This window comes from Kosakonia sp. ML.JS2a (assembly GCF_025642095.1).
Classification (GTDB): domain Bacteria; phylum Pseudomonadota; class Gammaproteobacteria; order Enterobacterales; family Enterobacteriaceae.
On sequence record NZ_CP106754.1, the window covers coordinates 3,996,403 to 4,009,023 of the forward strand.

Consider the following 12,621-nt stretch of genomic DNA (forward strand, 5'->3'; position numbering starts at 1 on the left):
TCACTGCGCCGTGTTATAACATCAGCAAGTTAAAGATACTCTACGTTTATCAGTATCAAAGAGGGATTTTTGGTGATGACGAACCGACGATTGGTGAGTCTTATTACAGGCGTGCTGGTGCTCGCCTTTTTTCTGCCTGTGGCGCTGAGCATCTGGTTCACACACCGCCAGGCTGAAGAAACGTTTATGAATGAGCTGGACACTTACTCGGAACTGGCGGATATGCGCACCCAGCGCGTCGTTAATCAGAGTAAGGAAGCGCTCCGGCAACTGGAAAGCTACAAGGGCGAGCGCTGCACCCCGGCGCACCTGCTGGCGATGCGTCGCATCTCCTGGTCCTGGCGCTATGTGCGGGAAGCCATCTCCATGAACGGGCTGCAACCCGAGTGTTCATCCATGGAGATAGACAGTCATGTTCCGCCGTTTCCGCAGCCGGAAAAAATCACCGACGACGGCTTTCGCGCGTGGCTTACACGCCATAACGATGTGGGTTTGTCGCAGTATATGATTGCCATCGGCACCGACCATTATGTGGTGATGACCGACCCGCTGTCGTTTATTGACGTACTCTCTTTTGGCTCCTGGCCGGTGAATGTGGCGTTGATCAGCACCAAAACGCACCAGATCATTGCGGGCAGTTCAACGCTGGATCCGCAGGTACTGACGCAAATCACCCCGGACGGGCCAAAGAAAATGCAAGTCGATGGATCGGCTTATGCCATTCTGCGCGATGCGGATATGGGGCTGGCGATTGTCACCTGGGCATCGCTTGCTCCGCTGGCGCAAAACTGGCACCGGTTGCTGGTGATCTGGCTGCCCTTTGGTTTACTGATGAGCATGCTGATTGCGCTGCTGTTGCTGCGGATATTGCGCCGCCTGCAATCGCCCAAATATCAGTTGCAGGACGCCATCCGCAGCCGCGAAATCAGCATGGTTTATCAACCGATTGTCGCCCTGGGCAGCGGGCGAATCGTCGGCGCAGAAGCCCTGGCGCGCTGGCGACAACAGGACGGAAATCTGCTCGCGCCGGATATCTTTGTTCCGCTGGCGGTCCGCAGCGGTTTGATGCCGCAACTCACACAACTGATTATCGAGACGGTGTTTAACAACCTGGGGCGCTGGTTGCAGCAACACCCCCAACAGCATGTCTCGATAAACCTTGAACCCTCCGATCTGCTGGATCCAGCCCTTCCCGCGTTGCTGGCGCACCAGCTCGAACGGTGGCAACTCTCCCCGGCCCAGGTGGCGCTTGAACTGACCGAACGCGGCTTTGCGGACCCGGCCGTGAGCAATCCGGCGATTCACCGATTACGCCAGGCGGGACACGCCATCTACATCGATGATTTTGGCACCGGCTACTCCAGCCTCAGCTATCTGCAAAACCTGGATGTCGATATCATCAAAATCGACAAGTCCTTTGTGGATGCGCTGGAGTACAAAACCGTCGCGCCGCATATCATCGAGATGGCGAAAGCGTTGAGGCTGGCGATGGTTGCCGAGGGAATTGAGACCGAAGGCCAGTTGCAGTGGCTCACGGAGTATGGCGTGGAATATGGTCAGGGATGGCTGTACAGCAAAGCGCTACCGACTGAAGAGTTTATTCACTGGGCGGAAAATAATCTGCTGTCCCGCTGAGTTTGCTACTGTTAACAGTGGTTAAACACGCGGAGGAAGCATGATGAAAAAGCAATCCTGGCCGCTGCATGATGTCCGGCACTGGCTGGAACCTGGCCCGGTGGTGCTCTTAAGCAGCCGCTGGCAAGGGCGAAACAATATAATGACCTTAGGTTGGCACACTATTCTGGAGTTCTCGCCGTCGCTGGTCGGCTGCATGATTTCGGCGGGCAACGCCAGCTTTGAGCGCATCCGACAGAGCGGCGAATGTGTGATAAACCTTCCGGATGCGCAGATGATCGACACCGTCGCCCGTATCGGTAACTGCACCGGCGATGAGGTCGACAAGTTTGCCGAATTTGGCCTGACAGCAGAGCAAAGCGAAAAGGTCAGCGCACCGTCCATCGGCGAGTGTTATGGGCAGTTTGAATGCCGCCTCTACGATGACGCCATGGTGGATAACTATAATTTTTTTATTTTTGAAGTGGTTGCCGCGCGGGTCAACCCCCAACCCCAATGGCCGCAAACGCTGCACTATGTGGGTGGAGGTATATTCCGTACCGATGGCGAGGTGATGGAGCGCAAAGCGCTGTTCACCAAAGTCTCCTGAAGGACAGCTCACTCATCCAGAATAGGAACAAAGCCGCCGTAGATCATACGTTTACCATCAAATGGCATCTCCTCACCCAGTTCACGCATTCTGGGATCGGCCATGATTTTCTGGTTTGCCGCATCGCGCACGGCTTTCGACGGGTATTCTATCCAGCTGAAGACCACCTCTTCGTGGTCTTCGGCTTTTACCGCCATGCGAAAATCAGTGATATTCCCGGCAGGTACATCTTCCGCCCAGCACTCCACAATACGCGTGGCGCCAAACTCCTTAAATAACGGCGCCGCCTTCGCCGCCAGTTGGCGGTATGCGTCTTTTCGGTCCGCCGGAACCGCGACCACAAAACCATCGACATACTTCATGCGTCAGCCCCCGAAGTGACTGCGCGGCAGGAGGGCCCTGCCGCATCAGGCCCGATAAGTTTAGTCCTGCCGCCAGCAAAAGGCGTAACGCACTCTCTCACTGCGCAGAATAAACTCCGGCGACACGCTCGGACTCCAGGAGTCATCACCGCCGACACCCATGTGGAATGCATCCAGATGCAGCCAACAGCCCACCTCTTCGCGCAGCAAATGGTGGTGCGTCGTTTCACGCAACTGCCTGTCGCTGTAGCGGCCAAGGGAGAAATGGAAATCCCCGTTCAGATGATGCGCGCCGTAATGCAGCTCGCGGGTATCACAGCGCAGACCATTTTCGCCCGGGAAAATATACGGCGTGTGCAACGCGGCAAGCGGCAACGTCCATCGCCCCTGGCGCGCCGCCAGTTTACGGTCAGGGTAGTTTTCATGCGGCCCCAGCCCCAGCCAGCTAACCGACGCCTGCACCTCCGCTAACTGACAAACCAGCCCGATACGCGCCGGCGGCGGGATATCCGTCGCCACCTGTATGTCTACCTCACCGTGCAAAACCCCTTCGCCATCAATACGCCAGCGCTTATGGCTGACAAACCCGGTTTTACCGGCTCCCAGCCAGCGGTGCGTGGTCGTGACCACGATGTCCGCAGCGTGTTCTTCTACTTCACAGGCCAGCAATTCAGCACTCAGATCATACATACCCGCCGCTTTCCAGCGCTCAACCCAGGCGTTAGGATCGATACGCGTCACCTCGCTGATGCCGATGTCATTATCCAGCGGCGCGCGGGCAAAACTATCCCTCAATGGCGTAAGCAACGTGGGTTGCTCATCTCGCCACCACTGGATCAGATCACCACTACGGCGGCAGAACTGCCAGCGCTGGTTGCGCTGATGAATCACATAATCTTCTTCACTCACGGCAAGCGTTGGGCGGGAAGAGACTGTTTTACGCGGCGCAATAAAGAGCGGCGACGGCAAGCGCCACTGATCCCAGGCACAGTGATGATCGGCGTCCGACCAGCGCGTTGCCGCTTTCTGGTACACGTCGACATTCAGCCATACTTCGCCCGGCGCACTCTCCAGCTCGGGAATGGTCAGCGCAATCTGCTGTTTACCTTGTGGGGCGATCTCCAGCGTGGTCTCGCCCTGCGCCAGCACCACACCATCACGGACCACGGCCCAGCGGAGATACTCGTTATCGGTCGCTCGGAACAGGTACTCGCTCTCCACGTCAATGATCAGCGGCGTGGTGCAGAGCAGCCGGAACTGGAAAAACTGTTGCGCGCGCTGCGCCTCATAGAGCGCCGGGTGTGGCGTCCGATCGGGAAAGACCAACCCGTTCATACAGAACTGGCGGTCATTCGGCGTATCGCCAAAATCACCGCCGTAAGCCCAGAATGCTTGCCCGTTGGCATCGGTTTTTGTCAGCGCCTGATCAACCCAGTCCCAGACGAAACCACCCTGCAAACGCGGAGTTTCGCGAAACGCCTGCCAGTATTTGGCAAAGCCGCCGAAGCTGTTGCCCATTGCATGGGCGTACTCGCATAAAATCAGCGGCCGCGTTTCATCCGGCAGGCCGATCCATTTTTTTATTGACCATTTCGGCACCGCCGGGAACGGCTGATCTTCATCGACGCGGGCATACATCGGGCAGATGATATCGGTCGCGGCGGTATTCGCCCCGCCGCCTTCATACTGCACCGGGCGGGTGGGATCGGTGGTTTTCAGCCAGCGGTACAGCGCATCATGGCTGGCGCCGTGACCGGATTCATTACCCAGCGACCAGATAATGATCGACGGATGGTTGCGGTCACGCTGCACCATACGCGTAACGCGCTCGCTCATCGCCGGCAGCCATTGTGGATCGTCCGACAAGCGGCTCATCGGGGTCATACCGTGGGTTTCAATATTGGCTTCGTCCACCACGTACAGACCGTACTCGTCACACAGGCGGTACCACAGCGGATGATTCGGATAGTGGGAGCAGCGCACCGCATTGAAGTTGTGCTGCTTCATCAGTTCAATATCGCGGCGCATCGTCGCTTCATCGATAGCCTGACCGTTTTCCGGGTGGTGCTCGTGGCGGTTAACCCCACGGATCAGCAGCGGTTTACCGTTAAGTTTCAGCAAACCGTTGCTGATTTCCACTTTGCGAAAGCCCACGTCGCAGGCTTCGACTTCCAGCACATGACCCTGCTCATCAAGCAGCGTCAGGGTCAGGCGGTAAAGGTGCGGCATTTCCGCGCTCCACAGCAGTGGGCCGGAGACGGGCAACGACACACTTAGGCGCTCCGCCCATGCGCCGCGCTCATCGACAATGGCGCTGCCGGGCGCTTGCTGCGCCTGGGCGATTTTCTCTTCGTCACGCCACAGCGTAACGGCGACGTGACACGCGCGATATTCACCTGCAAGCTGGAGATCCACCTTTACCTGCCCGTGCGTGAACTCTGCGTTCAGCGCCGTAGTGTGGTGGAAATCTGCAATGTGCGTCGCCGGTTTATGCTGAAGCGAAACATCGCGGAAGATACCGCTCATGCGCCACATATCCTGGTCTTCCAGATAACTGCCATCACACCAGCGCAGCACCATTACCGCCAGTCGGTTCTGCCCGACATGCAGCACATCGCTGAGATCGAACTCCGCCGGTAAGCGACTGTCCTGGGAGTAACCGATCCACTGGCCGTTGCACCACAGATAAAAAGCCGAGTTGACGCCATCAAACACAATACGCGTCTGCCCCTGTGCCAGCGCCTGCTCTGTCATCTCAAATGTGAGCGAGTAACAACCTGTCGGGTTTTGCTGCGGCACAAAGGGCGGATTAACCGGAATCGGGTAGGTCACGTTGGTATAAATCGGCGTATCAAACCCCTGCATCTGCCAGTTAGACGGCACCGGCATAGCAACCGCATCGTCGCTCTCTTCCGTTATCCAGCTCTCCGGCACCGCTTCCGGCGCGGGGAAAAAGCGAAAGCGCCATTCGCCATTGAGCAAACGGCGCGCGGGCGATGGCGTATCGTCTTTCGCCGCGTATTCATCGCGCCAGCTACGCAGTGGGGCATGGGCCGGTAAACGATGCCAGTGGGTGATGACCGGGTTTTCCCAGTCGCGGCGGGCGATCAACGTACGTAATGCGGAAGCAGACATAGAAACCTCATTTTGCGAAGCGCTCACAATCCAGATCACAATGACGCACTTTTCACCGCAGGTAAAGCCACGGATCCGCCGAAAGCGAATGGGATCACAAAAGCGTTAGCGACGATCCAAAAGTACCGCCAGTTGCGCCAGTTCATGTAAGCGCCGGGCCAGCACTTCACCGCTGACCTCCTGCGTTTGCGCCGGTGCAGTGGACAGACGTTCAATCAGCGTCACGGGTAAGCAGATCTGGTTTACTGCATCCTGCTCAGAAGCGTTAAGCAACCAGTCAACGCTCCGCTCTCCCGCCTCTTTAAACGCCTGTCGTACGGTGGTTAGCGGCGGAGAAAACCAGGCGCTGTCGGCAGTGTCATCGTACCCCACCACCGAAATCTGCCCGGGTACAGCAATCCCTTTTTCCGCACAGGCGCGCATTACGCCAAGGGCCATCTGATCGTTCGCCACCAGAATGGCCTGCGGGGGTTGCGCGGCGGCGCTGAGCAGACCATGCGCTTTTTCATAGCCGGACGCTGCGCTCCAGTCGCCCCAGGCACTGGCGCACGGGGTCAGGCCCGCATCTGCCAGCGCGGTTACCCAGCCGGTAAAACGCGCCCGCGCGGAGACCGAGGTTTCCGGTCCACCCAACAGCGCAATACGGCGATGCCCTTGCGCCAGCAGATGCTCCACGCCAAGACGCGCCCCCTGCCTGGCATCGAACACCAGACTGTTAACCCCGGCCGTCTCCCCCACATCAAGGAACAGCACCGGCGTGGGATGCACCTGCGCCGCCAGCTGTTGCGCCAATGCATCATCCAACGGCACATTGATCAACACCCCCTCCACGCGCTGCGCCAGCAACTCTTGCAATGCCGCCACGCAACTGGCGGCGTCGTGCTGTTCAAGCATGGAGATAATCACGCTGGCGGAGGCCTGCCCGGCGCGGGATTTAACGGCAGAGGCGATTTGCGAAGGGGCATGCAGCGCCAAATCGGTCGTCAGCAACCCCAGCGTTTTGCTGCGTTTGCCAGCCAGTTGCTGTGCGCCGCGATTGGGAACGTAATGCAGCTCCGCCATGGCCGCCAGCACCTTCTCACGGGTTCGCGCAGAGACGTGTTCCGCATCGTTGATCACACGGGAAACGGTCTGATAAGAGACCCCCGCTAAACTCGCGACATCGTAAAGGGTGATGGTTTTCATGATGTTTCCTGGCTGCAAACAATTTGCGCCAGTATACCCGTTTTACCGGATAGCGCCTGTGAGAGCGGTCAGGGTGAATACATGAGAGGAGGAAATAATGATGAAATCGGCAAAAAGAAATAGCGACGAGCCACAATCGGCCCGCCGTAAACATCATCCTTAATGTGTTTTGAGATGGTTATATATTGTTATTGTCGAACCATCCTCACATTTTTGAATGCAAATTTAATGACAGTTTCATGACAAAAAGATTACTGCTGGCGTGGAATAGGGAATCCCTTAATGGAAATAATAAAACTGCTTCCCTCTTTTTTGATTTTCGCGCCAGCGTCACACCAGTCAGATGCGATGCGAAAGAACTCATCGCTTCCGATATTCCAGTCCAGGCGAACTTGTTTTACAAAGCCGGAGCGCAACATCTCGCAGGCTTCGCCATAGTTGCTGGCCGTTTCGAGCAGTTGTTGGGTCATTTTTTCTTCTTCAGAAGTTTGCGTAGTGCTTTGATTTCTTTGGGATTTAACGGAGCGGTACTTTCTTCTTCAGTATGCTGATTATCAATATCTTCTTCCGATACTCCCGCCTCTTCCACTGCCTGAAATGCCACCAGCAGCAGTTTCTCTGTCGCCGTGCTGAGATTTTCACTATTCACTTCCGCGTAATGACGGAGTTTTTCTTTTAGCGCTTCATCAATTTTTACATTCAATACGGCACTGGTCATGATTATCCCTTCTGTGTGAATAAGCACGCTAATTAATACACGAACTTATGAAAGTGATCCAGAAATATATTTCAAATTTATAACAAGTTAAAAAATTCCCACAACAATTCTGCCTTATTTTTATGACATTTAAATGAAGGTAATATTTCAATAAAATGACAAATTAATTCAACGCGAATAAATATATCTCTAAAAAGCGGAAATAAACCCGCCAGCCATCACAGCTGACAGGTTTCAGTGATTCAAATTCCGCCATTCTTCACGGGTGATTTCCCACAACTCGGTCTCCAGCTCCCCCGCCACATAGTCACCCTTTTGCAGACGAACCAGCCGCATACCGCTACGCTCGGAAATGTGCCGCGAACGGGTGTTGATTGCGGCTTTTGGCGCGCGCAGGACATCGCGATCCAACACGTTGAACCAGAAATCAGTTACCGCCCGGCAGGCTTCCATCATATAGCCCTGCCCCTGCCACTCCGGTGCCAGCCAGAAGCCGCGGTTGTTGTCCGGGATATCCATAAGACAGATAACACCCATTAATGTCTGCGGTGAATCTTTGCGCCGTAGCGTCCAGTACCAGCCTTTTCCCTCCCTGCTCGACACCAGCGCCACATTATCAACATACTGTTGTGCGGCATCATCCGGATAGGGCCAGGGCACACTGGCAATCAGGTAACGAACGATTTCCCAACGAGGAAAGATGCGCTGAATTTGCGCGGCATCTTCCGATGCCAGGGGTTCAAGGATCAGTCGTGCTGTTTCAAGCCTGGGGGTTGCCATACACCGTCGCTCCATTAGACAGGTAAACCGGCTTAATAGGTATTACATACCGTCTGCCAGCCAATCTTATTGCAGTAGGTGGTTTTCGGCATCGTGCTCTGTAGCGTCTGCATGGACTGGTTAATTTGTTGCTGCTGCTGTAGCGCTAACTGTTGTTGCTGGTAAGCCTGCTGTTGCTGCTGGTTACGCTGGATAACGGACACGGAAAAGGCATCACACTGGCTTTTGCCTGGCGGGTTTGTTGCCGCGCTGGCGGCGACCGTCGCAAAAACGGACCGGTAAACTACAGGGTCGTAAGTCCAGCTATTCAAATCCTGGGCGGCAAAGTTTTTTGCCGCCGCAGCGACCTGAAAATCCATATAACCCAGTTCCGCACACTTGTTGGCCGCCACTTCCTGCACGGCGATCCGTCGGTAATTCTGATAGGGAATGGTGGGTTTTTGCGTTGCACAGCCAACAAGGGTAGCCGCAGCTATCACAACGACAAGCGGGTATTTCACATCGCGTTCCTCTTAACGGGGACTAAGAACATTCTTATCTTGCCCCAGAATCCTCCATCCCTTTTGTAAAGTAAACCCGTATGCTGACTACAAAATTTAGGGTATGGACGGAGGATAACGCGACATGCTATCCCTCCGTCAGCTCACAACTTCCGCTGGCGACGCAGGTTTTACCCGGGGTGTGTGGCGAAACCACGGCAAACAAATCTGGATCAGCGGGCCGATCGCCAGCGCGTACAGAACCGTGCCGACGCCAACGGTCCCGCCCAGTAGCCAGCCAATCAGCAGCACCGACACTTCAATAGCCGTGCGTACGCTGCGCACCGACCAGCCCGTGCGGGCGTGGATCCCCGTCATCAATCCATCACGCGGCCCTGCGCCAAATCCCGCGCCAATATACATCCCGGTGGCGAGGGCGTTTACGATCACCGCAAGCACAAGCAGCGCACCGCGAGCGGGCAATGTCTCCAGCGTTGGCATCAACGATAGCGCGGCATCCGCCGCCAGACCAATCACAATCACGTTGCTGATGGTTCCGAGCCCGGGACGCTGGCGAATCGGGATCCAGAACAGCAGCACCAGCGCGCCGGTAATGATCATCACCGTGCCGATATCCATCGTCAGCAGTTTCGCTACACCAAGGTGAAACACGTTCCACGGATCGGCACCCAAATCCGCACGCACGAACATGGCGGTGGAAAGACCGTACAGGCTTAAACCAATATAGAGTTGCAGTAATCGACGTAGCATCATTGTTCTCCGGCTGTTCTGGCTTTTATCTTTACCGGAAATGGCATTATGATTAATGTCCAGTTTTCAAATAGTGGACTGCATATGTCATCCCGCCGATTGGGTAGTCAATCGCTACAGCGCCTGTTGGGACGCTGGCAGCAAGCCCCCTCACGCACACCGCTCTGGCGTCAGCTTGCCGATGCCCTGCGCTTGCTGATCCTCGATGGCAGACTGGCGCTGGATACTCGCCTGCCGGGAGAGCGGGAGCTGGCATTAACCCTGGATGTCAGCCGCACCACGATTGCCAGTGCGCTGGCACATCTGCGTGATGAAGGGTATCTGGAAAGCCGCCATGGCAGCGGTTCCCGCGTGATCCTGCCGGACAATCGCAGTGTTCCGACACTCAGCACTGCGGGCATGGCGCTGGATCTCTCCACCGCCGCGCTCAGTGCTGGCCCGGAAATCCACCAGGCCTATACCCACTCGCTGACCGCTATGACGCCGTGGTTGTCGCAAACGGGCTACGGCCAGCTCGGCCTGCTGCCGCTGCGTGAAGTGATTGCCGCGCGCTATAGCGAACGCGGTTTACCCACGCATGCGGATGAAGTGATGATCGTCAATGGCGCGCTCAGTGGACTGGCGCTGGTGCTACGGATGCTCACCGGGCCAGGCGATCGCGTGGTGGTCGATCATCCAACCTACCCGTTGGCTATTGCCGCTATTCAGGGGGCATCCTGCAGGCCGGTTGGCGTATCGCTCCCGCAAAGCGGCTGGGACACCGACGGCTTTGCCGCCACGCTGGCGCAGACTGCACCCCGTCTGGCATACCTGATGCCTGATTTTCATAACCCTACCGGGCGTTGCATGGACAGCGCCACGCGTGCAGAGATCGCAGCCATTGCCGCACGTACCCGCACCACGCTGGTGGTGGATGAAACAATGGTAGACCTCTGGTATAACGCGTCGCCTCCGCCTCCGCTGGCGGCGTTCGATCCGCAGGGAACGGTCATTACGCTCGGTTCAGCGGGTAAAAGTTTTTGGGGAGGACTGCGTTTGGGCTGGATCCGCGCCTCATCACGCACCGTTGCGACGCTTGCCCAGACCCGCGATACCCTGGAACTGGGGTCGCCGCTGCTGGAACAACTGGCAACGCAGTGGTTAATGGAGAACACGCGTACCTTTTTGCCGGCACGCCGGGAGATGCTCAAAACACGTCGCGATCGTTGCGCTGCATTGATGCAGACGCACTTTCCCGACTGGCGTTTTCAGACGCCGGATGGCGGGCTCTCGTTCTGGGTAGAGCTCCCCGACAGACTGTCGACACTCTTTGCCGCCCGGGCGGAGGGGATTGGCATCCATCTCGGTCCGGGCACGCGCTTTGGCCTGCCCGGTGCGTTTGAGCGCTATTTGCGGATGCCGTTCGCGCTGGATTCGGCAGAACTTGAGCACGCACTGCTGCGGCTCAAGCCTCTGTGGATGACACTGAATCAACACCACACGCTGGTAAAAAGGAGCATGGTGTGACGATCATACTTCGGGTGGTGTTAAGGGTTTGATTTTGCTGTTTTCTACCCAGCCGGTGGTGGTTTTACCGCTTTCGCTAACAAACTCGATCTGCGTCCAGTCAGACTGGTTTTTCACCACGCCGACCACGTCGCCTTTGACCAGCCACGCTTTGCGCCGCGTTGCAACATCCGGTGAGTTGCTTAAATAGACCCGCTCACCGCTGACTTCCGCCATCGACAACCAATGGGTCTTCCGCGTACTTTCCAGTTCCAGCCCTTCATCAATTAGCGGCACCATCACATTGATGCAGCCGTCGTGACTTTGCCCCTGCGGAATGCGCAACACGACGCCGTTCTTCGTTGCCGCAATATGCCCCGGCAGTACGTCTGATGACCAGCTGCGGATATCCGCTTCCTGCGATGCGTTCACTTTTCCCGCCAGCGCAAAAGAGCAGTTACGGGTGACACCTTGCCCCAGGGTTTCAGAATAGTAACCCGTGACATCCCCTGCCGGGGAAACCGCAAGTTGCAGCCCTTCGTAAATCCCCGATTGCAGGCTGGCAGCATAAGATGCCGTAGAGATTGATAACGCTAATACCATCAAAAAGTTACGCATTTCCCTTCCTGTTTATCCTGTGCATTTTTGCGAAAATCGTCTGACGAAAACGCCACGGCTAACCCTACCCGTTTTTTTATCGCAGACAAAGTGTGTTGCAGCCGTATAAAAAGCACAGTGCGATTGCCGGCCAGGCGCAAGAGTGTAAAAGCAGACTAAGGTTGAAAGCGTTGTTCCGGTTTTGATTAACGAGGAGAAGCCATGTCGGAAACGTTGAAAGCGCAATGTCACTGCGGGGTTATTTTTGCGCGACTCCGCTAAATGAGGCGCAAATGGGTGGGGGCCCTGCCAGCTACATCCCGGCACACACGTCCTCTGCCCTGGCTGCTTCCTTCCGGACCTGACCTGGTGAACAGAGTAGCGTTGCGGGAGAACCAACAGAGCCCCCATTGAGAGCGTTGTTAACCAACGCGCTGGCGCATTATCCCTGTCCGGGGTGGCAATTGCAAGCCATGGCCGGACGGATGCTGGTTTCTTGCACAATCCCCTCTTCACAGCATCCACAAGGCTGTTTATGCTGCAAATTCACTCTTCAGGAACTGATTATGGAAAGAGAGGATTCGTTTCCGCAGCGCGTCTGGCAAATCGTCGCCGCCATCCCGGAAGGTTGCGTCACCACCTATGGCGATGTGGCCAAACTGGCAGGCTCGCCACGCGCAGCAAGGCAAGTGGGCGGCGTACTCAAACGCTTACCGGAAGGCAGTACGCTGCCGTGGCACCGGGTGGTAAATCGTCATGGCCGAATCTCACTGACCGGGCCGGATTTACAACGTCAGCGCCAGGCACTGCTGGCCGACGGGGTAGTGGTCGCCGGGAATGGGCAAATTGATATGCAGCGCTACCGCTGGAACTATTGAAGGCTCC

The 12,621-nt window shown here is 56.4% G+C and carries 13 protein-coding genes and 1 other RNA gene; 4 read left to right on the forward strand and 10 right to left on the reverse strand.

Features of this window, described 5'->3' with window-relative positions:
* Positions 1 to 75: 75 nt before the first annotated feature.
* Together N7922_RS18940 and N7922_RS18945 are read left to right on the forward strand one after the other, a co-directional pair.
* On the forward strand, positions 76 to 1,635 hold the full coding sequence (locus tag N7922_RS18940; protein WP_263097770.1) for an EAL domain-containing protein: 1,560 nt from the start codon (positions 76 to 78) through the stop codon (positions 1,633 to 1,635).
* Between the two features lie 43 nt (positions 1,636 to 1,678).
* Entirely contained in the window at positions 1,679 to 2,224 is a 546-nt protein-coding gene (locus N7922_RS18945; RefSeq protein WP_263100953.1) for a flavin reductase family protein, read from the forward strand.
* Between the two features lie 8 nt (positions 2,225 to 2,232).
* On the opposite strand, the gene N7922_RS18950 is transcribed toward N7922_RS18945, so the two are convergent.
* The 8 genes from N7922_RS18950 to N7922_RS18985 form a co-directional block, all read right to left on the reverse strand.
* Positions 2,233 to 2,586: a DUF1428 domain-containing protein gene (locus N7922_RS18950; protein ID WP_263097771.1), complete on the reverse strand. Its 354-nt coding sequence runs from the start codon at positions 2,584 to 2,586 to the stop codon at positions 2,233 to 2,235.
* Positions 2,587 to 2,646: 60 nt separating this feature from the next.
* The gene (locus N7922_RS18955) at positions 2,647 to 5,721 is read right to left on the reverse strand and encodes a beta-galactosidase (protein ID WP_263097772.1); all 3,075 of its coding nucleotides are present in this window, start codon (positions 5,719 to 5,721) and stop codon (positions 2,647 to 2,649) included.
* Positions 5,722 to 5,826: 105 nt separating this feature from the next.
* Entirely contained in the window at positions 5,827 to 6,906 is a 1,080-nt protein-coding gene (locus N7922_RS18960) for a LacI family DNA-binding transcriptional regulator (RefSeq protein ID WP_263097773.1), read from the reverse strand.
* A 251-nt stretch (positions 6,907 to 7,157) separates the two neighbouring features.
* A complete protein-coding gene (locus N7922_RS18965; RefSeq protein WP_263097774.1) occupies positions 7,158 to 7,376 on the reverse strand; it encodes a hypothetical protein in 219 nt (72 codons plus the stop codon).
* A complete protein-coding gene (locus tag N7922_RS18970; protein ID WP_263097775.1) occupies positions 7,373 to 7,624 on the reverse strand; it encodes a hypothetical protein in 252 nt (83 codons plus the stop codon). Before N7922_RS18970 ends, N7922_RS18965 begins: the two co-directional genes overlap by 4 nt.
* 234 nt (positions 7,625 to 7,858) lie before the next feature.
* Positions 7,859 to 8,404 carry a GNAT family N-acetyltransferase gene (locus N7922_RS18975; protein WP_263097776.1) on the reverse strand — a complete coding sequence of 182 codons (546 nt, stop codon included), beginning with the start codon at positions 8,402 to 8,404 and terminating at the stop codon, positions 7,859 to 7,861.
* Between the two features lie 32 nt (positions 8,405 to 8,436).
* Positions 8,437 to 8,904, reverse strand: coding sequence for a hypothetical protein (locus N7922_RS18980; RefSeq protein ID WP_263097777.1), 468 nt, complete (start codon positions 8,902 to 8,904; stop codon positions 8,437 to 8,439).
* Between the two features lie 138 nt (positions 8,905 to 9,042).
* Complete coding sequence (locus tag N7922_RS18985) at positions 9,043 to 9,654, reverse strand: YczE/YyaS/YitT family protein (protein WP_263100954.1); 612 nt, start codon at positions 9,652 to 9,654, stop codon at positions 9,043 to 9,045.
* 84 nt (positions 9,655 to 9,738) lie between these two features.
* Between N7922_RS18985 and N7922_RS18990 the strand changes: the two genes are divergently transcribed.
* The gene (locus N7922_RS18990; protein WP_263097778.1) at positions 9,739 to 11,160 is read left to right on the forward strand and encodes a PLP-dependent aminotransferase family protein; all 1,422 of its coding nucleotides are present in this window, start codon (positions 9,739 to 9,741) and stop codon (positions 11,158 to 11,160) included.
* Between the two features lie 3 nt (positions 11,161 to 11,163).
* Here N7922_RS18990 and N7922_RS18995 read toward each other — a convergent pair whose 3' ends face one another.
* The gene (locus N7922_RS18995; RefSeq protein WP_263097779.1) at positions 11,164 to 11,757 is read right to left on the reverse strand and encodes a hypothetical protein; all 594 of its coding nucleotides are present in this window, start codon (positions 11,755 to 11,757) and stop codon (positions 11,164 to 11,166) included.
* A gap of 283 nt (positions 11,758 to 12,040) precedes the next feature.
* An RNA gene (gene ffs / locus N7922_RS19000) (signal recognition particle sRNA small type) lies at positions 12,041 to 12,137 on the reverse strand.
* Positions 12,138 to 12,302: 165 nt separating this feature from the next.
* Here ffs and N7922_RS19005 point away from each other — a divergent pair.
* A complete protein-coding gene (locus tag N7922_RS19005; RefSeq protein ID WP_263097780.1) occupies positions 12,303 to 12,614 on the forward strand; it encodes an MGMT family protein in 312 nt (103 codons plus the stop codon).
* The last annotated feature ends 7 nt before the right edge of the window (positions 12,615 to 12,621 follow it).